The organism is Micromonospora sp. NPDC048063 (genome assembly GCF_043202855.1).
Classification (GTDB): Bacteria; Actinomycetota; Actinomycetes; order Mycobacteriales; family Micromonosporaceae; genus Micromonospora.
Map to the genome: position 1 here is coordinate 228235 of NZ_JBIDBG010000004.1, position 24919 is coordinate 253153.

Here is a 24919-nt window from a genome sequence, read left to right on the forward strand (position 1 = left end):
GATCTCGCCGGCATAACCGGGGACGGGGCGGGAACCCGCACGCGTCCAGCCGTCATGTGACCAGGAGACGCGCATGCCTTTCATCACCGTGGGGACGGAGAACTCGGCCCCCATCGACCTGTACTACGAGGACCACGGCTCCGGTCAGCCGATCGTGCTGATCCACGGCTTCCCGTTCAACGGGGCGACCTGGGAGAAGCAGACCGGGCCGCTGCTGGCCGCCGGATACCGGACGATCACGTACGACCGGCGGGGTTTCGGCGCTTCCGCCCAACCGGCGTTCGGGTACGACTACGACACGTTCGCCGCCGACCTGGACGTGCTGATGACCGAGCTGGACCTGCGCGACGCGATCCTGGTCGGCCACTCGATGGGCACCGGCGAGGTGACCCGCTACCTGGGCGTGTACGGCTCGCAGCGGGTCGACCGGGCGGTGCTGCTGGCCCCGCTCGCGCCGTTCCTGCTGAAGACCTCGGACAACCCGGAGGGGGTCGAGAAGAGCCTCTTCCAGGGCTTCCAGCAGGCCATCCTCGACGACCGTTTCGCGTACCTCACCACCTTCTGCGAGGCGTTCTTCAACTATCAGGAGAACAGGGGCAGGCTGGTCAGCGAGGAGGCGTTCCGGGCGCACTGGGAGATCGGCGCCCGGGCCTCGGCGAAGGGCACCCACGACAGCGTGGACGCCTGGCAGACCGACTTCCGGGGCGACGTGTCCCGCATCGACGTGCCGGTACTGATCGTGCAGGGTGACTCCGACGCGGTGCTGCCGTACCCGAAGACCGGTCAGCGGCTGCAACCGATGCTGGCCGGCAGCCAGTTGGTCACCCTGAAGGGCGCGCCGCACGGCATCCCCTGGACGAACGCGCCCGAGGTGAACCGCAGCATCATGGACTTCATCGGCGCGCCGGCGATGGCGCGGGCCTGACCGCCCCGCCCGGGAAGCACAGCCGCACGGCCTGGCACGGACGACGACGGGCGCGACCCCCTCGGGTCGCGCCCGTCGGCACGCTCGGGGATCAGCCGGCCAGGCGGGCCAGCTCCTCGTCGACGATCGACGGGTCGAGCTTGCGGAAGACCGGCTTCGGTGCGGCCAACGCCCGGCCCACCTCCAGCGGCACGGGCTCCCAGCGCGCGCCGACCGAGTAGTCACCGGTCAGCACCGGGTACGCGGGCCCGCCGTCGAGGTCGTCGACCTCCTCGATGACCGGCATCGGGGCGTGCACGCCGGTGCCGCCGAGCAGCTCGTGCACCTTCTGCGCGGAGTGCGGCAGGAACGGGGTGAGCAGCGTGTTGGCGTCGCTGACCACCTGGAGGGCGACGTGCAGGATGGTGCCCATCCGGGGCTTGTCGGCCTCGCCCTTGAGCTTCCACGGGGCCTGCTCGGAGAGGTACTTGTTGGCCTCGGCGACCACCCGCATCGCCTCGCCGATGGCCTGCTTCTGCCGGTGCCGGGCGATCAGGTCGCCGACCGTCGCGAAGCCGGCCCGGGCGACCGCGAGCAGCGCCTCGTCGGCCTCGGTGAGCCCGGCCGGGTCGACGGGCGGGATCGCGCCGAAGTTCTTCGCCGCCATCGAGATGGAGCGGTTGACCAGGTTGCCCCAGCCGGCGACCAGCTCGTCGTTGTTGCGGCGGAGGAATTCGGCCCAGGTGAAGTCGGTGTCGTTGCTCTCCGGGCCGGCGGCGGCGATGAAGTAGCGCAGCGCGTCGGCGTCGTACCGCTCCAGGAAGTCCCGGACGTAGATGACGACCCGCCGGGAGGAGGAGAACTTGCGCCCCTCCATGGTCAGGTACTCGCTGGAGACCACCTCGGTGGGCAGGTTGAGCCGGCCCAGCTCGCCCGGCTGGCCGTCGCGGTCACCCTCGCCGGAGTAGCCGGAGAGCAGCGCCGGCCAGATCACCGAGTGGAAGACGATGTTGTCCTTGCCCATGAAGTAGTAGGCGCGGGCGTCCTTGCCTTCGGCGTCGGCGGACCACCACCTGCGCCACGCCTCGGGGTCGCCGGAGCGGCGGGCCCACTCGATCGAGGCGGAGAGGTAGCCAATCACCGCGTCGAACCAGACGTAGATGCGCTTGTCGGGGCGGTCCCGCCAGCCGTCGAGCGGGATCGGCACGCCCCACTCCAGGTCCCGGGTGATGGCCCGGGGCTGGAGGTCGTCGAGCAGGTTCCGCGAGAAGCGCAGCACGTTGGGCCGCCAGCCCTCGCGGGTGTCCAGCCACCGCCGCAGCACGTCGGCCAGGGCGGGCAGGTCCAGGAAGAAGTGCTCGGTCTCGACGAACTTCGGGGTCTCCCCGTTGATCCGCGACTTCGGGTCGATCAGGTCGATCGGGTCGAGCTGGTTGCCGCAGTTGTCACACTGGTCGCCGCGGGCGCTGTCGTAGCCGCAGATCGGGCAGGTGCCCTCGATGTAGCGGTCGGGCAGGGTCCGGCCGGTGGACGGGGAGATCGCGCCCATGGTGGTCTTCGGGACGATGTACCCGTTGCGGTACATCCCCTCGAACAGCTCCTGCACCACCGCGTAGTGGTTGCGGGTGGTGGTGCGGGTGAACAGGTCGTAGGAGAGCCCGAGGCCGTGCAGGTCCTCGACGATCACCCGGTTGTAGCGGTCGGCCAGCTCGCGCGGGGTGACGCCGTCGGCGTCCGCCTGCACCTGGATGGGGGTGCCGTGCTCGTCGGTGCCCGACACCATGAGCACGTCGTGGCCGGCCATCCGCATGTACCGGCTGAAGACGTCGGAGGGAACGCCGAAACCGGAGACGTGGCCGATGTGGCGCGGGCCGTTGGCATACGGCCAGGCAACCGCCGCGAGAACGTGACTCATGGCCAGCAAGCCTAGTGACCCGCTTCGGGTGATCGCGAATCAATAGGGCTCGCGGGTCGGCGGACCGGCCGGATCGGGTCCGCTATTTGTCCGATTTGTCGCCGACACGCGGCCTGAGCTGCCCGTTCGCGTGCGGGTTGCGGGGTGCAATGAACGCCGTGACTAGCAGACGAGCGGCCCGGGATCGTGACGACCGTCCCTCCGGCCCGGCGGACGGCGGCGGGACAAGGGCGGCGCGCGGCACCCTCGCGCCGCACCCGCGGGTGGTTCCGGCCGCCGCGCCGCCGGAGCCGCCGCCGGAGCCGCCGCCGCAACCGCCCGCCGGCGCGGTCGCGGCCTCGCCGCCTCCCGCGCCCGCCGTCGAGGTGGAGCCCACGACCGGGGCGCCGGTTGACGCCCTGCCCCGCCGGGCCCCGGTCCGGCAGCCGAACCGCTGGCCCCGCCGGGGCCGATCCCTGGCCGACGGTACGCCTGACCGGGACGACGGCGGGCGTACGCCGGACGGCGAGGGCGGGGCCGGGGAAGGGACCGACGGCGGCGACGCGGCGTACTGGCCGCCGATCGAGTTGGTGCACTGGGACGGCACGCCGATCCGGGAGGAGTCGCCGCACGAGCGGCAGCGGTCCACCCGGGAGGATGCCGCGCGGCGACGGTTCCGGCGCACCCCGCGTCCGCCCGATCCGCTGCCGGGGTTGGCCGCGCTGCTGGCGTTGAGCCTGGTGGCGGCGTTCTTCGCCTGGGTCAGCGCCGGCCCGTTCTGGCTGGCGGTGGGGCACGCCACCCGGGGCACGGTGGTGATCGCCGACTGCACCGGCGGTGGGCTCACGCAGCGCTGCCGGGGCAACTTCGTCTCCGCCGACGAGACGTGGACCGCGCACGGCGTGCGGGTGAGCGGGGTGACCGCGGAGCGCACCGCGACCGGCACGACGCTGCCGGCCCGGATGACGGGCCCGCAGGGCGGCACCGCGTACGCGGACACCGGCCGGGCCGCGCACCTGCGCTGGCTGCTCGGCCTGCTGGTGGTGCTGGGCTGCGCCGCCGGGATCGCCCGGTGGACGGGTTCGACCCGGTTCGCCGATCCTCGCGCCCGCCGCTGGGCGGTGGCCGGCGCGCTGGCCGGCCCGCTGGTGATCACCGCCGGTTTCCTCGTCGCCGCCTGGTGAACCCCGATGGTGCCCCGAGCGCCCCGGGACGGCCCGGCGAGGCCCACGGTGCGCCGAGCAGCCAAGCGCCGGGCCGGAGTGCACAGCCGGGGCGGGCCGAGCGCCGGGCCCGAGGACACACCCGAGCAGCCGGCGTGGTGCCGGCCGGGGCTCAGGCGTGCACGACGCCGTAGACGTCGCGCCGGCGCAGGCCGTACTCCGTGGCGACCTCGGTGATCGCGTCCCGCCGGGACAGGCCAGCGGCCTCCCGGGCGGCGACGGCGGCCCGCAGGGTGTCGTCGTCGGGGCGTTCCGGGGCCGTCTCGGGCGCGCCCGCCACCACGAGGGTGATCTCGCCGCGGGGCTCCCCCGCGGCGGCCCAGTCGGCCAGCTCGCCGAGCGGGCGGCGGACGATCTCCTCGTACGTCTTGGTCAGCTCGCGGCACAGCGCGGCGGGCCGGTCGGCGCCGAACGCGGCGGCCAGGTCGGCGAGCGCGCCCGCGATCCGGTGCGGCGCCTCGAAGAAGACCAACGTCCGTTCCTCGGCGGCGAGCGCCCGCAGCCGGGACCGGCGGGCGCCGGGGGTGCGCGGCAGGAAGCCCTCGAAGCAGAACCGGTCGCAGGGCAGCCCGGACAGCGCCAGCGCGGTGGTGACGGCGCTCGGGCCGGGCGCGGCGGTGACCGGCACGCCGGCGTCCAGGGCGGCCCGCACCAGCCGGTAGCCGGGGTCGGAGACGCTCGGCATGCCGCCGTCGGTGACCAGGGCGACCACGTAGCCGGCGGTCAATACGTCGGCCAGCTCGGGGGTGCGCCGCTCCTCGTTGCCCTCGAAGTAGGAGACGATCCGCCCCGCCACGGTGACGTCCAGGTCGCGGGCCAGGCGGGTGAGCCGGCGGGTGTCCTCGGCGGCCACCACGTCGGCGGCGGCGAGCACCTCACGGAAGCGGGCCGAGGCGTCGGCCGGGTTGCCGAGCGGCGCGCCGAGGAGGATCAGGCGCCCGGTGTCGGACATTTCACCCACGGGAACGGCTCCTTCATCGACAGGGGTGCCGGTATCGGAGACGACGGGCGCCACCGGGCACCTTGGCAGCCTACGATCGCCGGGTGACGAGTGCGTCGACAGCACAGAGCGCGGACCAGGCGGGACCCGATCCCACGACGGGATCGCCACCGGAAGGATCGTCCCCGGCTCCCGGCGGCGGCGTTCCCGGCATCGTCCGGCGCCGGCTGGCGACCGTGGAGGCCCGGCTGGACGGGCGCTCCTGGCTGGCCACCGGCGTGATCGTCGCGATCGCGGCGATCCTGCGGTTCGTCGGCCTGAGCCATCCGCCCGGGAAGATCTTCGACGAGATCTACTACGCCCGCGAGGGCTGGGCCCTGGTCGACAAGGGCGTCGAGTGGAACTACCAGGACAACGGCCCCTCGTACGTGGTCCACCCGCCGCTCGGCAAGTGGCTGATCGGGCTCGGCGAGTGGGCCTTCGGCTACTCGGACGCCGAGCACGGCATCTCCGTGCCGGGGCACCTGATGACCACCACCCCGGAGTTCGGCTGGCGGTTCTCGGCGGCGGTCGTCGGCACCCTGTCGGTGCTGATGTTGGTCCGCATCGGCCGGCGGATGTTCCGCTCGACCGCGCTCGGCTGCGCGGCCGGCCTGCTGCTCGCGCTGGACGGCTTCCATCTGGTGCTGTCCCGCACGGCGCTGCTCGACATCTTCCTGCTGTTCTTCGTGCTGGCCACGTTCGGCGCCCTGGTGCTGGACCGGGACGCCCGGCGCCGCCGGTGGGCCCGGGCGCTGGAGGCGGGCCTCGACCCGGGCCGGCCGGGGCGGGCCGGGCGGCCGGCGGGCGGCTGGCGGAACTGGCCGTGGTGGCGGCTGGCCGCCGGGGTGCTGTTCGGCGGTGCCTGCGCGGTGAAGTGGAGCGCGCTCTACTTCCTGCCCGTGTTCGCGCTGCTGGTGATCCTCTGGGAGGTCGGGGTCCGCCGCTCCGCGGGTGCCCGTCGGCCGTGGCGGGACACCCTCCTCGACGAGCTGCCCTGGCTGGTGCTGGCCGGGGTGCTGATGGTGGTCACCTACCTCGCCACCTGGTCCGGCTGGCTGCTCGGCGACGACGGCTACTACCGGCTCGCGGAGCGGTACCCGAACGCGCCGCTGAGCGACACCCCGGTCATCGGCGCGCTGCACAACCTCGTCGAGTACCACAAGGCGGCGTACGGCTTCCACCGGACTCTGGACGAGGGGCACAAGTACCAGTCGTGGCCGTGGCAGTGGCTGCTGCTGGGCCGACCGGTCGCCTTCTACTGGTCGGGCAACGGGGCCTGCGGCGCGCCGAGCTGCGCCTCGGAGGTCCTGCTGCTCGGCACGCCCCTGCTCTGGTGGTCGTTCCTGCCCGCCCTGGTGGCGCTGGCGTGGCTAGGCCTGGCCCGGCGGGACTGGCGGGCCGGCGCGATCCTGCTCGTCGTGGCGGCCGGCCTGCTGCCCTGGTTCTGGTTCGCGCTGGACGGCCGGACGATGTTCTCCTTCTACACCGCGCCGGTGCTGCCGTTCCTGGTGCTGGCGGTGGTCTACGTGCTCGGTGCGATCGTCACACCCGCCGGCCCGACCGGAGGCGGCACCGTCGCGCCGCTCGACGCCGGCCAGGACCGCCGGCTCGTGGGCGGGGTGATCGCCGGGGCGTACGTGCTGCTGGTCGCGCTCTGCTTCGCGTACTTCCATCCGATCTTCGTCGGCAAGCTGCTCCCGTACGCCGAGTGGTCGGCGCGGATGTGGCTGGACGGCCGCTGGATCTGACCGAAGACGCGCGTCCCGCCGCGGCTCCGGGGCCCCGGGGGCGCGGCGGGCGCGCGAGAACGGGCCCGCACGCGTGGCGTGCGGGCCCGTCGACGTAGAAGCGCGCCCCGATCGCCTGCCACGGGGGAAGCGGGCGATTGGGGCGCGCATGAAGAGCTTAACCACCCCACACCACTGGCACAACGGGTCGACTTCGGTCAGATTTCCGACCTACGCGACACCGAACGGATGGTTTACATCCGACATCTTACGGTCCGTCATCCTGCACAAACGGTGCGGATCGACGGCCATCGCAAGCCGGCAGCCGATCGAACTTCCCCGGCCGGCCGCCCCTGGCCGGCGCGCGATTCATGCCTCGTCATTCCATATTCGACCCCCTGCGTCGATCGTCGTCGGCGTCGTCGGACAGCCCGTTCATCCGGATGTTCACCTTCTGGAGACCGCGAGTCACGCAACACCGCATAACCCGACATAAAGCTCTAATTGCCTCCCTACTCTCGTCCGAGTGGTCGTTTACATTCACGACGGTGGGTCACCCGCCGTCCTCAAGGGACTTTCCGGCGCCGCCCGCTCCGGCGCCGACCCGGACCTCGTCGACGCCACCCGGCGGCGACATCGACCGGCCCGGCGCAGCGGCGTCCGCGCCACGGCAGGCCCCCTGACGCACCTCTCGGTCGTCGCGACCACTGTCCGGTCGGGACCGGCGCTCCCGACCCGCGGCCCTCGGTGTGTCGACGCCCAGCCACACCTGCACGCGACCGATCAGCCCCGGCCGGTAGCAGGCGCAAGCGCCGACTGATCCCGGCGGCGGTCGGCGGTCCAGCCGACACCCGTCACGACGATTTGGCACTTCCGTGACGCCTCGCGGGCTTCACGGCGATATCGCTGTCCATCGCACCTGCCCTGCGGAGGGCTTCTGTCGGACATCCCTGCCACCGGTCCGGTGATGACGGGGTCCGCACAGGCGTCCACCGCACGGCACCGGTTGCTTGCTCGTAATCGACGCAGGAGGTTCGCGGTTCCGTGGAACAGGTAGGTCTCACCGGTACGCCCACGTCTCCCCCGGCGCCGGAGCGTCTTCCGGACGCGGAGGCGCGCGTCGCGATCGGCTCGCTGGTCGTCGATGCCGTGCGGAAGCCGTGGGACGAGGGCGGCGTCAGGCGTACGCGGCGCCTGCACCACGTGTTCGAGTCCGCGTGCGACCGGAACCCGTCGGCCATCGCGCTCGAGTGCGGCGATGCGCGGTTGACCTACCGCGAGCTGGACGAGCGCGCCAACCGGCTGGCCCACCACCTGCGCACGCTCGGTGTCGGCGACGGCTCGCGGGTGGCCATCCTGCTGCGGCGCTCCGTCGAGACGTACGTGGCGTTGCTGGGCGTGGGGAAGGCCGGCGCGGCGTTCGTGCCGATCGACCCCGAGTCCCCGGCCGACCGGGTCGCCTACATCGCCGAGGATTCCGCCGTCGACCTGGTGTTGACGTCCACGGCGCTCGCCGACCGGGTGGGCGACCGGCCGGCCCTCGTCGTCGACGAGTGCGCTGCCGAACTCGCCGCCGCGCCCGGCGACCGGCCGGAAATCGGCGGCGACGGGAGCCAGGACCCGGGCGCCTACGTGATCTACACCTCCGGGTCGAGCGGTCGGCCCAAGGGCGTCGACGTCGCGCAGTCGAGCATCTGCAACTTCCTCGACGTGGTGCCCGGCGTGTACGACGTGCGCCCGACGGACCGGGTCTACCAGGGCATGACGATCGCGTTCGACTTCGCGATCGAGGAGATCTGGCCGACGTGGTCGGTCGGCGCCACCCTGGTGGCCGGTCCGAACGACTCGCGTCGCCTCGGCGCGGAGCTGGCGGACTTCCTGGACGAGGCACGCGTCACCGTCCTCTACTGCGTGCCCACCCTGCTGGCCACCGTTCCGCGCGACCTGCCCCGGATCCGCAACCTGCTCGTCGGCGGGGAGGCCTGCCCGGGGCAGCTGGTCGAGCGGTGGAGCCGGCCCGGCCGGCGAATCCTCAACACCTACGGGCCGACCGAGGCCACGGTCACCGCGACCTGGGGCGAGCTGCTCCCCGGGCGACCGGTCACCATCGGGCGGCCCCTGCCGACCTACTCCGTGGTGCTGCTGGACGAGCAGCGGCAGCCGGTCGCCGACGGCGAGGTGGGTGAGATCTGCATCGGCGGCCCGGGGGTGGCGCGCGGGTACGTGGGGCGGCCGGACCTGACCGCCGACCGGTTCATCGCGCACGCCCTGGCGCCGCCCGGCGGTCGGCTGTACCGCACCGGGGACCTCGGGCGGATCACCGAGGACGGCGAGATCGAATACCTGGGCCGGGCGGACTCCGAGGTCAAGATCCGTGGCCATCGGGTGGACCTCGGTGAGATCGAGAGCGTGCTGCTGGAGGACCCGGGGGTGGCCGAGGCCGTGGCGGCGCTGGTCCCGGTCGCCGACGCCCCGGACGCCCCCCACGAGCTGGCCGCCTACCTCGTCGCACACGAGGGTGACGAGGGCGGGCACGCGGAGCTGATCGCCCGGCTGTGCCGGACCCTGCAGACCCGGCTGCCCAATTACATGGTGCCGTCCTTCCTGGACGTCGTCACCGCGCTGCCGACCATGCCCAGCGGAAAGGTCGACCGGAAGCGGCTGCCCCCGCCGAACCGCCGGCTCGCCCTCGCCACCGGCCCCGTCGTGGCCGCCGAGGGCGAACTGGAGGAGCAGGTACGCGCGGCGTGGGCGGAGGCGTTCGGCATCGAGTCCGAGGCGCTGTCGGTCGAGGCGGACTTCTTCGCCGACCTCGGAGGGCATTCGCTGCTGGCGGCGCGGGTGGTGTCGCTGCTGCGCGCCCGCAAGGTCGGCGTAAGCCCGGCGGTCCGCGACCTGTACGCCCACCCGACCGTACGAGGCATGGCGGCTCATCTCGGCGCCGCCGATCGGACCGTCGCGCCCAGCGCTCCGCCCCGCCCCGCCCCGGTGCGGCACAGCAGCCGGCGGATCGCGCTGGCCGGTTCGGGCCAGGCGGCGGTGATCTACCTGCTGCTGCTGGCGGTCACGCTCCCCGTCTCCTACGTCTACACCCGCAACGACGGTTTCGTGTCGGTCCGCGTCCTCGTGGAGCTGATGGTCGCGATCCTGCTCAGCTACCTCGGCGTGCGGTGGGTGCTGCCGGTGCTGCTGGCCCGGCCGTTGGCCGCGGGCATCCGGCCCGGCCGGTACCGCCTGTGGGGCCCCACCTACGTCCGGCTCTGGGCGCTGAACACGCTGCTGGCGGTCGGGCCGCTGCCCGTGCTCAGCGGTTCTCCGCTGATGGCGACCTACCTGCGGCTGCTCGGTGCCCGGATCGGCCGCCGGACCATGATCGCGACCAGCGCGATCAGCCTGCCGACCCTGATCTCCGTCGGGCGGGACGCCTCGGTCGGGTACGGCGTCTCGCTGCGGCCGTGGCGGGCGGAGGACGGCTGGGTCGTCGTCGGGCCGGTCACGATCGGGGCGGACGCCTTCGTCGGCGCGAACGCGGTCCTCGAGCCCGGCGCCTCGGTCGGGGTGGACGCCGGCCTCGGCGAACAGTCCGTCCTCGTCCACGGCGAGACGGTGCCACCCGGGGAGCGTTGGGCGGGCTCGCCGCCGGCACCGACCCCCCGGCTCGCTCCCACCGTGGAATCGCTGCTCAGCTACCGCCGCCTGCGGCGTGGCTGGCGCGTGCACCACATCGCCGCCGCGCTGGTCGGCCTGGTCGGGCTGGAACTCGGGGCGATCGCGATGGTCCTGCCCAGCGTGGCGCTGGTGTGGTGGGTGCTGCTGACCCGTGGTCTGCTCGCCGGCCTGGTCGCGACCCTACCGGCCGGGATCGTCTACGTGCTCACCGTCTGCGTGTTGGTCGCCGCCGGCAAGCGTCTCGTGCTGCCGCGGGTGCCGGTCGGCATTCACCACCGCATCCACTCGATGCTCGGCGTGCGCAAGTGGATCGCCGACAAGCTGCTCGAGTCGAGCCTCATGTTCACCAACTCGCTCTACGCGACCCTCTACACCGGGCCCTGGCTGCGACTGCTCGGTGCCCGGGTCGGCCGCGGCGCCGAGGTCTCCACCGCCGCGCACCTGGACCCGGACCTGCTCACCCTGGGATCGGAGAGCTTCGTCGCCGACATGGCCAGCCTCGGCGCCGCGACGTTCGCCAACGGCCGCATGGCGTTCCTGCCCACCACGGTCGGCAGCCGAGCCTTCGTCGGCAACGCCGCGTTCGTACCGGCCGGCACGGTGCTGGGCGAGGGGTCCCTGATCGGCGTCGGCACGCTGCCGCCCGACGACGGCGTCCCGGAGGGCACGTCGTGGTTGGGTTCACCGGCGATGCACCTGCCGGCGCGCCAGAGCAGCGGCTCCTTCTCCGAGGAGGTGACGTACCGCCCGCCGCGCCCCGTGGTGGCCCGCCGGCTGTTCGTCGAGTTCTTCCGCGCGACCCTGCCCGCATCGGTGCTCGGCGCCAGCTTCTACCTCTACCTCCTGGCGCTGTCCCAACTCGCCAACGGTCGGGACCTGCTCGTGCCGGCGCTGGTGTCGCCGTTCGTCGCGATGACGTCGAGCGTCGCGGTGATCGCCTTCTGCGCGGCGACCAAGCGCAACGTCGTCGGCACCTACCGACCCCGGGTGGAACCGCTGTGGAGCGGCTTCGTCCGGCGCACCGAGTTCGTCACCGGCCTCTACGAGGCCGCGGCGGTTCCCGCCGGCATCGGGCTCCTGGTCGGCACGCCGTTCCTGCCGCCGCTGCTGCGCTGGTTCGGGGTCCGCGTCGGCAGACGCACCTGGATCGGCACGACGTACCTCACCGAGTTCGACCTCGTCGAGATCGGCGACGACGCGACCGTGGGCACCGAGGTGTCGCTGCAGACCCACCTGTTCGAGGACCGGGTGATGAAGATGTCCGTCGTCACGGTCGGCGCCGGCGCCACGATCGGCACCCGCGCCATCGTGCTCTACGACGCGGTCGTCGGCGACGACGTCATGTTGGGCTCGCTCTCGCTGCTGATGAAGGGCGAACACCTGGTCGCCGGGACCCGATGGCGCGGGATCCCCGCCCAGGGCGTGCTCACCCACGACACCACCAGCCAACGGGCGGCCTGATGCCGCGCCGTACGGCTGCGGCTCGCACTGCGCCGCAGCCCGTCCACCATCCGCTCACCGAAAGGGAAGAACGCTCGATGAACAAGGCACTGCTGGTTTCCGACGCGGCCCACTTCCGCGTCGACTACGAGATCAACCCGTACATGCACACCGAGATCCAGCCCGATCACGCGGTGGCGATCCTCGAACACGAGCGCATCGTCGCCGCGCACCGGGCGGCGGGACGCCGCATCGAGTACGTGACGTCGGCGCCGGAGTGCCCGGACATGGTCTTCACCGCGAACGCCGCCCTGGTGCGGGGCCGTCGGGCCGTGCTGGGAGCACCACCACCCGAGCGCAAGGCGGAGCTGCCGTACTTCCAGGGGTGGCTGATCGACCACGACTTCGAGGTCCTGGAGGCGCCGTACCCGTTCAGCGGGCAGGGCGACGCCCTGGCCTGCGGCGACCTGCTGCTCGCCGGCTACGGCCAGCGGACCGACCGGCGGATGCATGCCGTGCTCGCGGAGGAGCTGGGCTACGAGATCGTGCCGCTGCGGACGGTGAGCCACCAGTGGTACGACCTCGACCTGGCGGTCGGCGTCGTCGAGCCGGGACGAACGCTCGCCTACTGCCCGGAGGCCCTCGACGAGCCGAGCCGCCAGCGGCTGCGCGGCCTCGGCATGGACCTGATCGAGGTCTGCGTCGAGGAGGCGACGCGCTTCGCGCTCAACCTGATCAGTGACGGCACCGCCGTGACCATGACCAGGGGGGCGCCGCGGCTGGCAACCGCGCTGCGCGAGCGCGGCCTGCGGGTCGTCGAACTCGACACGACCGAGCTCGCCAAGGGCGGAGGCGGGGTCCGCTGCACCGCGCTGACCCTCGACGCCCCGCTGCCGGCGAGGCCGTGATGGCGATGGGAAACGTCGGTCGGCTGCTCGCCGCCGGCGGGCGGGCACTCGCCGGCCGTGGCCTGACGGTCCGCGCGCCACTGCCCGGGTCGCCGGAGCCGCCGGTGGCGCTGGTCTACCGGGGGCCGGCGACGCTGCCCGGCTGCCCGGAGGCGGTGGCGGCGCTGCTCAAGTCCAGCCGCTGGGGCTTCGACGTCCGCTACGTCGGCCCGGACGCGGACGACCTGCCGCTGACCCGGCGGGCCCTGGCCGGGGCGACGCTCTACGCCCAACCCGGGGGCGGCACCCTCAACCGCGGCTACCGCCACCTGAAGCGCCACCGCGACGAGATCAGGCAGTTCGTCCACTCCGGCGGCAGGTACCTCGGCATCTGCCTCGGCGGCTACCTCGCGGGGGCCACCCCCGGCTTCGGCCTCCTGCCCGGGGACACCGACCAGTACATCGCCTCGTCCGCCGCCACGGTCGACTCGGAGCGGAACACCGTCGTCCAGGTCTCCTGGCGCGGCCGGCGGCGGACGCTCTTCTTCCAGGACGGCCCGTACTTCTGGCTGCGCCCGAAGGCCGAGGCCGACGTCCTCGCGACCTACCCGAACGGCACCGTCGCCGCGATGGTCGCCCCCTTCGGCGCGGGCCGGGTCGGGGTCGTCGGCCCCCACCCCGAAGCCACCGACGACTGGTACGTCGACGCCGGGTTGCCGATCGCCGACCGGCTCGGCACGGATCTCGGCTGCGACCTGATCGACACCGTGATGAGGCCATGACACAGACCGTTTACCTCAGCCGCACCGCCCTGGACCGGGCCGGCGACGCTCCGCCCGCGACGGCCGGGCGCTCCCGGCTGCTCGGCGTGGACGCCGCGCGTGGCGTCGCGCTGTTCGGGATGATCGCCGTGCACTCGTTGTACCAGTCCGACGCCCTGGGCCGACCGACCTGGTCGTTCACCATCTTCGGCGGCCGGGCGGCCGCCCTGTTCGCGGTGCTGGCCGGGGTCGGCATCGCGTTCATGACCGGTCGACGGCGGGTCCGCCTGGCCGACGGCGCGGGCCCGGTGGCGGCGCTCGTCGTCCGGGCCCTGGTCATCGGCGCGATCGGCTTGGCACTGGGCTACGCCGACGCGTCCCTGGCGTCGGTGATCCTGCCGTACTACGCGGTGATGTTCGTGCTGGCCATCCCGCTGGTGTTCCTGCCGACCTGGTTGGTGGCGGTCACCTGCCTGGCCGTGGCCGCCGGCAGTCCCGTGCTCCGCCAGCTCCTGCTGCCGCAGCTGCCGGGACCGACCTACGACAACCCGGCGTTCGCGCAGCTCGTCGACGCTCCCGGCGCGCTGCTCACCGAGCTGTCGATGACGGGGGAGTTCCCCGCGGTGACGTGGCTGGCGTACCTCTGCGCCGGGCTGGTGGTCGGGCGGCTGACCCTCACCCGGATGTCGGTGCTCCTCGGCCTGCTCTACACCGGGGTCGCGCTGGCCGCGGCGGCGCCGGTGGCGTCGTGGGTCCTGCTGAACCGATACGAGGGTCTGCAGCAGATCTGGTTCACGCAGCCGAAGAGCGGGTTGACCGTGGCCGAGACGAGCGGACTCCTCGCGCTCGGCGGGGACGGCAGCACGCCCACCTCGACGTGGTGGTGGCTCGCGGTCGACGCGCCGCACACCAGCACCCCGCTCGACCTGCTCGGCACGATCGGAAGCGCGATCGCCGTGCTCGCCGCCCTGCTGCTCCTCGGCCAGCTCGCACGGCGGGCGACCTCCGTGCTGCTGGTGCCCCTCGCGGCGGCCGGCAGCATGACGCTGACGCTCTACACCGCGCACATCGTGTTCATCAATTCCGAACTCGACACTCTCGAGCCCACGGCCGGATACCTCGCGCAGGTCCTGGTCGTCGTGCTGGTCGCGACCGCCTGGTGGGCCACTGCGGGCCGTGGCCCGCTGGAAGGGCTCGTGACGCTGCTCTCGCGCGGCGCCGGTCGACTGGTCACCTGGCCAGGCCGAGCATCACGAGGTCGGGCCGGCATGTCGATGTACGCACGACCGGCGCCGCCCTCCGCCGACCGGCACGCGACCGCCTGGCGGCGCGGCTGAACGGCAGGGGTGCGACATGGGACGGACCAGCTCGGGCCTGCTGCGTAGAGAGCGGCGGATCAGCCGGCGACGCCTCGTCGTCGGTGCCGGCGCCGCCGGCACCCTGGCCGCCCTCGGGTGGGCCGGCGTGTCGGCGGTCACCGGGGACGGCAACCGGCCGCTGGCACTGGTCTACCGGGGGCCGGCCGCCTGTTCCGGCTGCGCCGAGGCCGTGGCCGCCCTCCTGCGCAGCGCACCCGGCGGGTTCCGCACCGAATACTGCGGCCCCGGCGAGCAGCGGCAGATCTCGCGGAGCACGCTGGCCGAAGCGACGGTCTACGCCCAACCCGGCGGCGGCAACGTCGGCCCGGCCTGGCGCAGGCTGCGGGACCACGCCGAGGACATCCGTGGCTTCGTCCGCGACGGCGGCCACTACCTCGGTTTCTGCCTGGGGGCGTACCTCGCCGCCACCCGCCCCGGCTTCGGGCTGCTCGACGGGAAGGTCGACCAGTACATCAGGACGGCCGGGGCGAGCGTCGACAGCGCCGACGACGCGGTGGTCCCCGTCCGGTGGCGCGGCAGGTCCCGGCACATGTTCTTCCAGGACGGGCCGACGCTCGAGCTGCGACCCGGGGCGCCGGGCATCGTGCTCGCCACCTACGACACCGGCGCGCCCGCCGCCGTCGTCACCGCCTTCGGCGCCGGGCGGGTCGGACTCGTGGGACCGCATCCCGAAGCCGACCGGTCGTGGTACGCCGACGCCGAGCTGACCAACCCGGACGGCATCCGCCTCGACCTGGGCCATGACCTGGTGCGGAGCACGGTGGACGGGTGGGCCCCGGCGTCCGGTGGGAGCTGATCGGCCGCGCCGTCACTCGCGCCGGTGCTGCCGGGGCAGCCAGCCCATGAACCGGTCCTGGAGGGTGGTCCCGGACGCCGGCGTCAGGTCCTGGGCGGCGGCCGCGAGGCAGGAACCCAGGTAGACGCTGAGCATGGCGCGGTCGACCCGGTACTCCTCCAGCAACCGGGCGCGCTTGACGGTGCACGGCCAGTCGGCGCCGCAGGTGCCGCAGGTCCAGCCCGGCGTCACCGGCGCGTGATCGTCCACGGGGGACGTTGAGCCTTCCACACCACCGGTCATCGCACTCCCTCTCCGGTTCACGTGGCGGCCCGCCCCCGGCGGACCAGAGTCGACAATGGATGAGAGCCGTCCCCCCTGCGACGCCCCATCAGCGCCACCGAACGCTACGGCGTTACGCGGTTGCGGTACGTTCACCAACCATGGCCATCGCGACGCTGACCGTGGACCAGGTGCTGGCCTGGCGGGCCGGCCGGCACCTGCTGCACCGGCCGGCGGGCGTGGACCCGGTCGACGTGGTCGGCCGCCTCGTCGGCGTGCAGGCGCAGGTCGCCTCCGCCGCCGAGCAGGCCGTCGCCGCCCGGCAGGCCGATCCCCGGCCCGGGGCGGTCGCGGCCGCGCTCGCGGGGCGTCGGCTGCTGCGCACCTGGGCGATGCGCGGCACCCTGCACGTGCTGCGCGTCGAGGACGCGCCCGCCTGCCTGTCCCTGCTGGCCGCCGGCCGGTTCTGGGAGAAGGGCTCGTGGCAGCGCACCTTCGTGACCGTGGACCAGCTCGCGGCGATCGCCGAGTCGGCCGCCGCCGCGCTCGACGGCCGGACGCTGACCCGGGAGCAGCTCACCGCCGAAATCGTGGAACGCACCGGCGACGGGACGGTCGCCGCGCACCTCGAATCCGGGTGGGGGGCCGTGCTCAAGCCGCTGGCCTGGCAGGGCCTGCTGGTGCAGGGGCCGACCGAGGGCAACCGGGTCACCTTCACCCGGCCGGAGACGCTGCGGCCCGACTGGCCCGGCCTGCCCGACCCCGAGGAGGCCGCGTCCCGGGTGGTGCCGGCCTGGCTGGGCGCGTACGGGCCGTCGAGCGCGGAGACCTTCGACCAGTGGCTGAGCCGGGGCGGCTCGAAGCGGGCCGCGCTGCGCGGCTGGTTCGCCCGGCTCGTCGACGCGGGCGAGCTGGTGCCGGTGACCGTTGACGAGCGGCCCGCGTACGCCCGGGCAGTCGACGTGGACGAGATCGCCGCCGCCCGCCCCGACGACGCCGTACGCCTGCTGCCCGCCTTCGACCAGTGGGTGCTCGGGCCGGGCACGAAGGACACCACGATCGTCCCGGCCGACCGGCGCGCCTCCGTCAGTCGGGCCGCCGGCTGGATCTCGCCGGTGGTGCTGCACCGGGGGCGGGTGGTGGGCACCTGGGAGGCCCGCGACGGCGAGCCGGTGGTGGACCTGTGGCCGGAGTCGCCGCCGGTGCCGGCCGGCGGGCTCGACGCCGAGCGGGCGCGCGTGCGGGCGTACCTCTCGGGGGGCGGCGATGCGTGACCTGCTGCCGCCGTCGGTGGCGGTGGCGGTGGCCGGGCCGGCGGACTGGACGGGTGAGTTGCTGCCGGCCGAGCGGGCCTGCCTCAGCGAGCGGGCGGTGGAGAGCCGCCGCCGCGACTTCACCGCCGGGCGGGTGTGCGCCCGCCGCGCGATGGCGACGCTCGGCGTGCCCCCGGTCCCGGTGCCGGCGGCGGCCGACCGGTCGCCGGTCTGGCCAGCGGGCGTGGTCGGCGCCATCACCCACACCCGGGACTACTGCGCGGCCGTCGCGGCCCGCGGCGCCGAGGTCCGGTCGGTCGGCATCGACGCCGAGCGGCACAAGGAGCTCAACTCGGGCGTACGCCGGCTGATCTGCCTGCCCGAGGAGGAGGACCGGTTCGCCCGCCTGCCGGCGGGGACCTCCTGGCCGGCGGTGGTGTTCAGCGCCAAGGAGACGATCTACAAGGTGTGGCATCCGGTCGTCGGCACCTGGCTGGACTTCCACGACGCCCTGGTGGAGCTCGACCCCGACGCCGGCACGTTCACCGCCCGCATCACGCCGGCCCGGATCGACGCCGCCCCGGTGGCCGACCCGCCGGCCCTGGTCACCGGCCGGTTCAGCGTCGACGACGCCCTGGTGCGCACCGCCGCCGTGCTGCTGCCCCGCTGACCCGCCACCGGCCTCCTGGCCCCTTCGATCCGGCACGTGACCCGTTCAGGGGACGACGCCGGGCCGCCGGAGACGCGAAGATGTTCCGTTGTCCGCGCACGGTAGCGTCAGCCGCGTTTGCCGTCGTCGTCAGGTGCCTAGGAGTACGGTGAGTCACCCCCAGCCCCCATACGGGCCGCAGGATCCCTACCAGCCGAGCCCGGAGCAGCAGCCGTACCCGCCGGCACCGCAGTTCCCCGCCAACCAGGGCGGTTACCCGCCCCAGCCGCCGGTCTCCGGCGGCCCCCAGTCCGCGGGCGACCCGTGGTCCCCGCTCCCGCCCGTGCCGCAGCAGCCGGCCAACGACCCGTGGGCCGCGCCCCAGCCGCCGGTCTCCGGCGCCCCGCAGCCCCCGGTGTCGGGCGTGCCCGGCGAGCCGTGGGCGCAGCCGCCGGTCTCCGGCGCGCCGCAGCCGCCGGTGTCCGGGACGCCGGGCGAGCCGTGGGCCCCACCGCACCAGCCGACGTCCGGGATGCCGCAGCCGCCGATCTCCGGCACGCCGTACCCGCAGGTGACGTCCGGCGCGCCCGGCTACCCGCTCGGCCCGCCGCAGCCGGTCGCGCCGCCGAACAACAAGAAGAAGACCGTCCTGATCATCGCGATCGTGGCGGTCGTGCTGACCCTGCTCTGCTGCGTCGGCGGCATCGCGGCGGTCGTCGCCGGTGCCGACAAGGCGAAGGACGACCTGGAGAAGGCCCTGCCCACCCCGGCGACCACCAACGCCGCGCCGAGTGGCTCGCCCGCCACCAGCGCCACGCCGGGCGAGGACGACGAGACCTACAACATGAAGCCCGGTGACACGCTGGTCCTCTCCGACGACGAGGGGACCCTCGAGGTCACGGTCACCCGGTTCACCACCGCCACCAAGGGCTGCCGGGAGTACGCTCCGGACCCCGACAAGGGCATGTACCTGATCGCCCACGTCACCGCCACGGTGACCAAGGGCAAGGGCTCGATCAACCCGTTCTACTTCGAGTGGGTGGCCTCGGACGGCACCACGACCAACGGCCTGGCCAGCGCGCTCTCCGGCTGCGGCGACACGCTGAGCTCCGGCAACAACCTGCGCGAGGGCAGCAAGCGCACGGGCACCGTGGTGTTCGACGTCCGCGACAAGAACGGCGCGCTGGAGTACAAGCACAGGTTCGAGAGCGCCGGCTCCTGGAAGCCGTAGTCCGCACCTGCTGACGGGAGGCCGGTCCCCTCGGGGGCCGGCCTCCCGCGCTGTCCCGGACCGTTCCCCGCCGGCATGCCGGTGCGCGGTCAGCGGCCCTGCTCCAGCAGGTCGGCGACCGTGATCAGCGGAGTCACCAGGGACGGCACCAGGGCCGGGTCGGCCAGCCGGCCACGCCGGTAGGTGATCAGCTCCGCGCCGCGCACGCTCCAGGCCGGCACCGCCCCCGCCAGGTGCGCGCCGATCAGGGTCGGCCCGACCAGGGCCTGCTGACCCGGGGCCGCCGCGCCCACCCGCCACTGCCGGTCGAACTCCTCGTGCCCGGTGGCGTAGCTGTCGCTGCCGAACAGCGCGCGGCCCAGCTTCGAGAAGACGTGGCGCGGCGCGACCGCCAGCGGCGGGAACTGCCGCCGCAGCCACACCGAACAGACGACGTACGTGTGGGTCTGCGAGGTGGTCGTCTGGTTGCCGTCCGCGCCGGTCGAGGTCTGCGTCTCCGTGTACGCGTACTCGGCCACCCCCACCGGGCGACCGTGCAGCATCCCGGCCAGCGCGAACCGCACGCCCCGGCGGCTGCGGCCCGGCACCCGGTCGGTCCAGGCGACCTGCGGTCTCTCGGCGTACGTCCAGCCGTACCGGGCGGCCCACTGCCGCCACCGGTCCCGCCGTTCCCGCTCCTGACGGTGGGTCGTCACGACCAGCGCGGTGAGCCCGACCCCGAGGAGGACGGCGAACGCCCCGCAGCCGGCGAACAGGAAAACGCTCATCAATCGATCCACGGGCGGCAGCGTAGTGACCGCCCGCACGAGCGCCGGCCGTCGGGACGCCGGGCGGGGTTCATCTCGACGCGATGCCTCGCCTTCGTCACCCGCAGTCGCGGCGACCCCTGATCCCACCCCTGTCGTCCACCCGGTTCGTTGAACCGCCCCCCGGCGTGCTGTTCAGTTCCCACCGGTGCGGTCGACGATGACGGTGCTGAATCTCTGCTGGCACACCGAAGAGGGATCCACAGTGAACAGAGGGAAGACGGTCCTGCGCCGGATCGGCGCGACCGTGAGCGCGATGCTGCTGGTCGCCGGGGCCGTGGTCGTCGGGGCCACCCCGGCCTCGGCCGCGAACTACTACTACGAGCTGCCGTACCCGGCCGGCGAGTCCTACCTGGTCACCCAGGGGCCGGAGGGCACGTACTCGCACGTCGGCGCGTACAACGAGTACGCCTGGGACTTCGGGCTGCCGGCGAACTACGAGGTCTCCGCCTCCCAGGCGGGCACCATCATCATGTCGAACTGGTCGCCGTACTGGCAGAACGGCATCGAGGTGATCATCCGGCACTCGAACGGCCAGTGCACCCACTACGCGCACCTGAACCGGGCGATCTACAACGCCGGCACCTGGGTCCCGCAGGGCCGGGTCATCGGCTGGTCGGGCAGCACCGGCGCGTCCACCGCGCCGCACCTGCACTTCCAGGTCATCAACTGCAGCACCCGCGTGGGCATCCCCGCCACGCTCCAGGGCTGGACGCCGTGGACCGGCACCTGGCCGGTCAGCGTCAACTACTACGCCTGACCGACGACGCCCTCCCACGTGTCCTGCTCGCCCGATGACAGCGAGCGGGACACGTGGGATTCGGTGGGTTCACCGGACGACATGGACCATCACCCGGCGCGCCGGCCGGCCGCCGTCCCGGGCGACCGGTCCACCGGCGCGGCGTCGTTCCCGGCGTCGCCCGGGTCGTCGCCCCCGGCGAGGATCGTGGTCACCGCCGCACCGCGGTTCAGCATGGCCTTGCGGCTCACCGCGGCCACCAGAACGGCCGCCACGACGAACAGCCACATGTCCCACGGCTGGGCGTCGGGCCAGACCGGGTTGTTCATCTGCGCGTGGAACAGGAACGGCACAAGCAGGCTCCCTCGTGCGGCGTTGAACATCGGCGTGAGGATGACGCTGATCGCCACGACCCCGAAGAAGAACGGCCAGAACGCCCACGCCGACTGTTTCGTCCCGCTCACCAGGAACGACGGCGTGTGCCAGACCGCCACCACCAGGCCGAGCAGGAGCCCGGCCCACAGCGGCGAGAAGCGCCGCTGGAGCAGCGGCAGCGCCACGCCCCGCCAGCCGAGCTCCTCGATGGGGCCGATGAAGAACATCGCCAGCAGGGCCGGCAGCACGGCGTGCCACGGCGAGAAGGGGAACGGGTCGGCGAGGTTGCCCTCGATCGCGGCTCCGGCATAGAACACCGCGGGCATGCCGACGATCAGCACCAGCCACCACGACCGCGACATCCGCCACGACGCGAAGCGACGGAAGAAGGCGCCCAGGCCCGACACGCCGTAATGGCGCCACACCATGAACACGCCCACGATGCCGGGTGCGTAGACCATGAAAACGAAGACCGGGTTGGTGTAGCCCATGGGCCCGAAAATGGCCTCGACCTTCGCCTGAAACAGCACGTACAGCATGCCCGCACCCCAGGACAGGCCGAATGTGGCGAGGAAGAAGGTACGCAGCGACCGGAAGGTCAGGCCGGCCGACCTCCGCTCGGTGGTGTTGCGACTGCTTGTGGGTGTTCGGGCGGTCACGGTAGCCCCTCTGGGACGAAATGGACGCAGACGACCTGCCAGCCGTCTGTATCCAGCTTTCCGACGCGGGCGGCGCGGGGACATCGGGACCAACCCCGGTCGGTCCCTGACCGGCCCCTGGTTCCGGCCGGGCAAGGATTCGCGCGCCGGCCTGCACGAACGCGGACCCGCCCGCAGCGGCGCCGGCGTCGGAAAAGGCCCGTTCCAGCCGAAGACACTCAGCCGGCACTCAACCGCCTCGGTGACCGGCCCGAGCCGCTGATCAGGGTTTTCAACGGGGGACGGGCGGGGACGCAGGGTCGGGAGGCGCGGACAGCACCCTGGTCCGCCGAAGCGACAGGGAGGCGACATGAGCTTGGAGAGGGCGAAGGACAAGGTCGAGCGGGTCGCCGGCGCCGCCAGGGCGCGGATGGGCGACATGGCACAGGGCGAGCGGGCACAGGCGGAGCAGGTGGCGAAGCGGGACGAGATACGGGGCAACCAGCCCGGCGAGCACGTTCAGGAGGACGCTCGGGACGCGCGGGACAACTTCACCACCTGACCCGGCTCGTCGCCACGCCCCCGGCCGCGCCGGGGGCGGTGCTCCGTGTCGGGGGCTATCCGGAGAAGTCGCGTCGCGGATCGAAGAGCCCGATGGGGTGTGCGGTCGCGCCGCTCGTCGCCAGGTCGGCGAGGATCTCCCCGACGACCGGGACGAACTTGAAGCCGTGCCCGGAGAACCCGCACGCGACGGTGACCTGCGGGTGCCGCGGGTGCGTCGCGATCACGAAGTGCTGGTCCGGCGTGTTGGTGTACATGCAGGTCGCGGCCCGCAGGAACCGGCCGGGAAGGGTCGGCAGGACTCCGGCGAGATGTTGCCGCATGTCCTGCACCTCCTCCGGGTGCACCTGCCGGTCGATGGTGTCCGGCGTGCAGACCGCACCGCCACGGAAGAAGGCCACCTTGGCGCCGCCGTCGGGCCCGTCGATGGCCGGGAAGCCGTACACCTGCGTGCCGGCGGCGTCCTCGTGGATGTAGATGGGATGCCGCCCGGGCTCGAAGGGGCCGACCCCGGTCTCCGGCTGGAACCAGTACATGATCTGCCGCTCGACCGTCAACGGCACACCGAGGTCGGCGAGGAGTTCGGGCGCCCAGGCACCCGGGCAGACGACGAGCCGGCCGGCGGTGTAGGAACCCTTCTCGGTCGTCACGCGTACGCCGCCCTCGGGCAGCGCCTGCCAGCGCGCCACCGGCTCGCCGTAGCGCAGGTCGGTGCCGTGCCGGGCAGCGAGGTCGAGGTGAGCGGTGACGGTCGCCTCGGGGCGCACGAAGCCCGCCTTGGCCTCGAAGAGCGCCAGCTCGTCGTCCCGGGGGCTGAACGTCGGGAAGCGGCGGCGCAGCTCACCCGCGTCGAGGATCTCGTGCGGCAGGTTCCACTCGCGCGACGCACGCAGGCTGCCGGCGAACGCGAGGCTCTCCGGTCGGCCGACGAACACCCCGCCGGTGAGCGAGATGATCTCCCGCCCGGCGTCGTGTTCCAGCTTCTCCCACAGTTCGTACGCCCGGAGCAGGAGCGGTACGTAGGCCGGGTCCTCGAAGTACGACTGCCGGATGATGCGCGAGCCGCCGTGGCTCGACCCGCGGTCGTGCGCCCGCCCGAACCTCTCCAGACCGAGCACGCGCTGCCCCCGCGCGGCCAGATGGTAGGCGGCGCTGCTGCCCATCCCACCGAGCCCCACGACGATGACGTCGTAGACCGACATACCTACTTCCTCCACCTTTCGGGCGTCAGCGGCAACGGAGCGTGCCTGGCCCGCCGCTACCGTACCGAACCCAGAAGCCGCTTCCCGCGTAGTGAGAACGGCGCTGAGCTGGGCAAAGTCGCCGCCCCGCATACCCGCCCGCCATGACTCGGCGTTCACGCTGCGCGTCGACAGCACGGCTAGAGCAGGATGATCCCCACGTGCCAGTCGCAGTCCGGCCCAGACGTCGAAGCGGAACACGGACTGCCTGACCAGCTCGCGATCAGTTTCGGCAAGCCGCTCTACAGGATCTAAAAGGCCGTCCCCGCCTGGCATCGTGTTCAGGCACGGGCCCCAGTCGCTCCTTCTCGTCCCTCGCCGTCGTATGGCGGCCTGTTTGCTGGCTCGCTGCTGACTCCGCCTACAGGTGGCAAATCCCTTGCCGGCCGGCCTGCGAACTGCAACGCTCCGTCGGTGATCGACAAGCCTGGCGTTGACGACCGGCTTCTGGCGGCCGAGGTGGCCGCCGCCTGGGTCGTGGACGTCGCCGATCTCGTGTTCATGCCGGTCGGGCTCGACGGGGATGCATGGGCGTACCGGGTTGACACGTCCGACGGTGGGCGCTATTTCCTGAAGCTGCGCCGCGGCGAGTTCACCCGAGCCGCCGTCCTGCTGCCCGGGTTCCTCAGAGCCCAAGGCGTCAGGCAGGTCGTAGCACCGATCGACCTTCCAGACGGCGGAGCCAGTCACGGGTTCGGGGAATACCAGCTGCTGCTCTACCCGTTCCACGAGGGCGGCAGCCTGTGGGGCCGCGGCCTCACCGACCGCCAGTGGCTCGAGTACGGCGAGTTCCTGGGTCGCCTGCATGCGGTTACGCCGAGCGCCGACATCACAGCCGTCCTGCCGGTCGAGACCTACCGATCAAGCGCCGGCGAGCGGCTGCAAATCCTTGGCGAGCAGGCTGCGGCGAGCGAGGCCCTCGGCGCTTTCTGGGACCGGTACGGTGGCGCGCTGCATCGGTTGTCGGAGGCGGTCGACGACCTGGCCTCCCGCGTGACGCAAGCCCAACACGTGATCTGCCACGCCGACATCCACCCCGGCAACCTGATCGCTGACGGCGACGGTCCATTGCACGTCGTGGACTGGGATGCGCCGATCCTCGCGCCGCGCGAGCGGGACCTGATGTTCATCCACAGCCAAGACTTCGGCGACCACCCGATCAACGCGCGCCGCGCCGAACTCTTCCGCCGAGGCTATGGGCCGCTAGAACCGGACCAGACGATGCTGAGCTACTACCGCAGCGAGCGGCACCTCGACGACGTCGCCGTATTTCTACGTAGCATCCTCAACCCCGAGGCCAGTCCAGAATCTCGAGCCAACGACCTGCACTGGCTCACCCGCATCGCCGAGACCGTCGCCGACCCCAGCTACGCGCCCTGATCGGCTGCCACCAGTTCACCAACTACAGGTAAGCCCTAGCCGCATCGACTGGTCGGTATCTGCATCACGGCCGGTGAGCTGGGCAAACGTGGTTGTCTCCGGTCGTTATTGGTCGTCGCCGTC

20 protein-coding genes are annotated in these 24919 nt (G+C 72.8%); 14 read left to right on the forward strand and 6 right to left on the reverse strand.

Annotated features, from left to right (window positions below; translation table 11 throughout):
• Window positions 1–73 precede the first annotated feature (73 nt).
• Window positions 74–925: an alpha/beta fold hydrolase gene (locus ACGFZ2_RS12760; RefSeq protein ID WP_393258316.1), complete on the forward strand. Its 852-nt coding sequence runs from the start codon at window positions 74–76 to the stop codon at window positions 923–925.
• 91 nt (window positions 926–1016) lie between these two features.
• Here the strand turns inward: ACGFZ2_RS12760 and metG are convergent, their stop codons facing one another.
• Window positions 1017–2819, reverse strand: a complete 1803-nt coding sequence (metG, locus tag ACGFZ2_RS12765) for a methionine--tRNA ligase (RefSeq protein WP_393452915.1) — start codon at window positions 2817–2819, stop codon at window positions 1017–1019.
• 149 nt (window positions 2820–2968) lie between these two features.
• On the opposite strand from metG, the gene ACGFZ2_RS12770 reads away from it, so the two are divergent.
• The gene (locus tag ACGFZ2_RS12770) at window positions 2969–3982 is read left to right on the forward strand and encodes a hypothetical protein (protein WP_393258311.1); all 1014 of its coding nucleotides are present in this window, start codon (window positions 2969–2971) and stop codon (window positions 3980–3982) included.
• 151 nt (window positions 3983–4133) lie between these two features.
• Here ACGFZ2_RS12770 and rsmI read toward each other — a convergent pair whose 3' ends face one another.
• Window positions 4134–4973, reverse strand: a complete 840-nt coding sequence (gene rsmI, locus ACGFZ2_RS12775; RefSeq protein WP_393453667.1) for a 16S rRNA (cytidine(1402)-2'-O)-methyltransferase — start codon at window positions 4971–4973, stop codon at window positions 4134–4136.
• 92 nt (window positions 4974–5065) lie between these two features.
• On the opposite strand from rsmI, the gene ACGFZ2_RS12780 reads away from it, so the two are divergent.
• The 6 genes from ACGFZ2_RS12780 (at window position 5066) to ACGFZ2_RS12805 (ending at window position 15662) form a co-directional block, all read left to right on the forward strand.
• Entirely contained in the window at window positions 5066–6751 is a 1686-nt protein-coding gene (locus ACGFZ2_RS12780) for a dolichyl-phosphate-mannose--protein mannosyltransferase (RefSeq protein WP_393452918.1), read from the forward strand.
• Between the two features lie 1023 nt (window positions 6752–7774).
• Window positions 7775–11860 (forward strand): Pls/PosA family non-ribosomal peptide synthetase, encoded by a 4086-nt coding sequence (locus ACGFZ2_RS12785; protein WP_393452921.1) that lies wholly within the window; start codon window positions 7775–7777, stop codon window positions 11858–11860.
• A gap of 77 nt (window positions 11861–11937) precedes the next feature.
• Entirely contained in the window at window positions 11938–12747 is an 810-nt protein-coding gene (locus ACGFZ2_RS12790; protein ID WP_393452924.1) for a dimethylarginine dimethylaminohydrolase family protein, read from the forward strand.
• Window positions 12747–13508, forward strand: coding sequence for a BPL-N domain-containing protein (locus ACGFZ2_RS12795; protein WP_393258298.1), 762 nt, complete (start codon window positions 12747–12749; stop codon window positions 13506–13508). The genes ACGFZ2_RS12790 and ACGFZ2_RS12795 overlap by 1 nt, the downstream gene beginning before the upstream one ends.
• Window positions 13505–14824, forward strand: coding sequence for a heparan-alpha-glucosaminide N-acetyltransferase domain-containing protein (locus ACGFZ2_RS12800; RefSeq protein ID WP_393452927.1), 1320 nt, complete (start codon window positions 13505–13507; stop codon window positions 14822–14824). Before ACGFZ2_RS12795 ends, ACGFZ2_RS12800 begins: the two co-directional genes overlap by 4 nt.
• A gap of 16 nt (window positions 14825–14840) precedes the next feature.
• Window positions 14841–15662, forward strand: a complete 822-nt coding sequence (locus ACGFZ2_RS12805) for a BPL-N domain-containing protein (RefSeq protein WP_393452930.1) — start codon at window positions 14841–14843, stop codon at window positions 15660–15662.
• 12 nt (window positions 15663–15674) lie between these two features.
• On the opposite strand, the gene ACGFZ2_RS12810 is transcribed toward ACGFZ2_RS12805, so the two are convergent.
• Complete coding sequence (locus ACGFZ2_RS12810) at window positions 15675–15911, reverse strand: hypothetical protein (protein WP_393452933.1); 237 nt, start codon at window positions 15909–15911, stop codon at window positions 15675–15677.
• A gap of 173 nt (window positions 15912–16084) precedes the next feature.
• Between ACGFZ2_RS12810 and ACGFZ2_RS12815 the strand changes: the two genes are divergently transcribed.
• The 3 genes from ACGFZ2_RS12815 (at window position 16085) to ACGFZ2_RS12825 (ending at window position 19056) form a co-directional block, all read left to right on the forward strand.
• Window positions 16085–17197, forward strand: coding sequence for a winged helix DNA-binding domain-containing protein (locus ACGFZ2_RS12815; RefSeq protein ID WP_393452936.1), 1113 nt, complete (start codon window positions 16085–16087; stop codon window positions 17195–17197).
• A complete protein-coding gene (locus tag ACGFZ2_RS12820) occupies window positions 17190–17846 on the forward strand; it encodes a 4'-phosphopantetheinyl transferase (RefSeq protein WP_393452939.1) in 657 nt (218 codons plus the stop codon). The genes ACGFZ2_RS12815 and ACGFZ2_RS12820 overlap by 8 nt, the downstream gene beginning before the upstream one ends.
• 148 nt (window positions 17847–17994) lie before the next feature.
• Entirely contained in the window at window positions 17995–19056 is a 1062-nt protein-coding gene (locus ACGFZ2_RS12825; RefSeq protein WP_393452941.1) for a DUF4352 domain-containing protein, read from the forward strand.
• Between the two features lie 89 nt (window positions 19057–19145).
• Here ACGFZ2_RS12825 and ACGFZ2_RS12830 read toward each other — a convergent pair whose 3' ends face one another.
• A complete protein-coding gene (locus ACGFZ2_RS12830) occupies window positions 19146–19823 on the reverse strand; it encodes a hypothetical protein (RefSeq protein ID WP_357457216.1) in 678 nt (225 codons plus the stop codon).
• Between the two features lie 244 nt (window positions 19824–20067).
• Between ACGFZ2_RS12830 and ACGFZ2_RS12835 the strand changes: the two genes are divergently transcribed.
• Complete coding sequence (locus ACGFZ2_RS12835; protein ID WP_393258280.1) at window positions 20068–20622, forward strand: M23 family metallopeptidase; 555 nt, start codon at window positions 20068–20070, stop codon at window positions 20620–20622.
• 89 nt (window positions 20623–20711) lie between these two features.
• Here the strand turns inward: ACGFZ2_RS12835 and ACGFZ2_RS12840 are convergent, their stop codons facing one another.
• Window positions 20712–21635 (reverse strand): CPBP family intramembrane glutamic endopeptidase, encoded by a 924-nt coding sequence (locus tag ACGFZ2_RS12840; RefSeq protein WP_393452944.1) that lies wholly within the window; start codon window positions 21633–21635, stop codon window positions 20712–20714.
• A 349-nt stretch (window positions 21636–21984) separates the two neighbouring features.
• On the opposite strand from ACGFZ2_RS12840, the gene ACGFZ2_RS12845 reads away from it, so the two are divergent.
• Complete coding sequence (locus tag ACGFZ2_RS12845; RefSeq protein WP_357694091.1) at window positions 21985–22176, forward strand: general stress protein CsbD; 192 nt, start codon at window positions 21985–21987, stop codon at window positions 22174–22176.
• Between the two features lie 55 nt (window positions 22177–22231).
• Here ACGFZ2_RS12845 and solA read toward each other — a convergent pair whose 3' ends face one another.
• Complete coding sequence (solA, locus tag ACGFZ2_RS12850; protein WP_393452947.1) at window positions 22232–23377, reverse strand: N-methyl-L-tryptophan oxidase; 1146 nt, start codon at window positions 23375–23377, stop codon at window positions 22232–22234.
• Window positions 23378–23830: 453 nt separating this feature from the next.
• Here solA and ACGFZ2_RS12855 point away from each other — a divergent pair, with 453 nt between their 5' ends.
• Complete coding sequence (locus ACGFZ2_RS12855; RefSeq protein WP_393452950.1) at window positions 23831–24796, forward strand: phosphotransferase enzyme family protein; 966 nt, start codon at window positions 23831–23833, stop codon at window positions 24794–24796.
• Window positions 24797–24919: the final 123 nt, after the last annotated feature.

Excerpts from the sequence above, each read along its gene's own strand:
- ACGFZ2_RS12760 (WP_393258316.1), top strand. The coding sequence starts at position 74 with ATGCCTTTCATCACCGTGGGGACGGAGAACTCGGCCCCCATCGACCTG.
- metG (WP_393452915.1), bottom strand. The coding sequence starts at position 2,819 with ATGAGTCACGTTCTCGCGGCGGTTGCCTGGCCGTATGCCAACGGCCCG.
- ACGFZ2_RS12770 (WP_393258311.1), top strand. The coding sequence starts at position 2,969 with ATGAACGCCGTGACTAGCAGACGAGCGGCCCGGGATCGTGACGACCGT.
- rsmI (WP_393453667.1), bottom strand. The coding sequence starts at position 4,973 with ATGTCCGACACCGGGCGCCTGATCCTCCTCGGCGCGCCGCTCGGCAAC.
- ACGFZ2_RS12790 (WP_393452924.1), top strand. The coding sequence starts at position 11,938 with ATGAACAAGGCACTGCTGGTTTCCGACGCGGCCCACTTCCGCGTCGAC.
- ACGFZ2_RS12795 (WP_393258298.1), top strand. The coding sequence starts at position 12,747 with ATGGCGATGGGAAACGTCGGTCGGCTGCTCGCCGCCGGCGGGCGGGCA.
- ACGFZ2_RS12800 (WP_393452927.1), top strand. The coding sequence starts at position 13,505 with ATGACACAGACCGTTTACCTCAGCCGCACCGCCCTGGACCGGGCCGGC.
- ACGFZ2_RS12805 (WP_393452930.1), top strand. The coding sequence starts at position 14,841 with ATGGGACGGACCAGCTCGGGCCTGCTGCGTAGAGAGCGGCGGATCAGC.
- ACGFZ2_RS12815 (WP_393452936.1), top strand. The coding sequence starts at position 16,085 with ATGGCCATCGCGACGCTGACCGTGGACCAGGTGCTGGCCTGGCGGGCC.
- ACGFZ2_RS12820 (WP_393452939.1), top strand. The coding sequence starts at position 17,190 with ATGCGTGACCTGCTGCCGCCGTCGGTGGCGGTGGCGGTGGCCGGGCCG.
- ACGFZ2_RS12830 (WP_357457216.1), bottom strand. The coding sequence starts at position 19,823 with ATGAGCGTTTTCCTGTTCGCCGGCTGCGGGGCGTTCGCCGTCCTCCTC.
- ACGFZ2_RS12845 (WP_357694091.1), top strand. The coding sequence starts at position 21,985 with ATGAGCTTGGAGAGGGCGAAGGACAAGGTCGAGCGGGTCGCCGGCGCC.
- solA (WP_393452947.1), bottom strand. The coding sequence starts at position 23,377 with ATGTCGGTCTACGACGTCATCGTCGTGGGGCTCGGTGGGATGGGCAGC.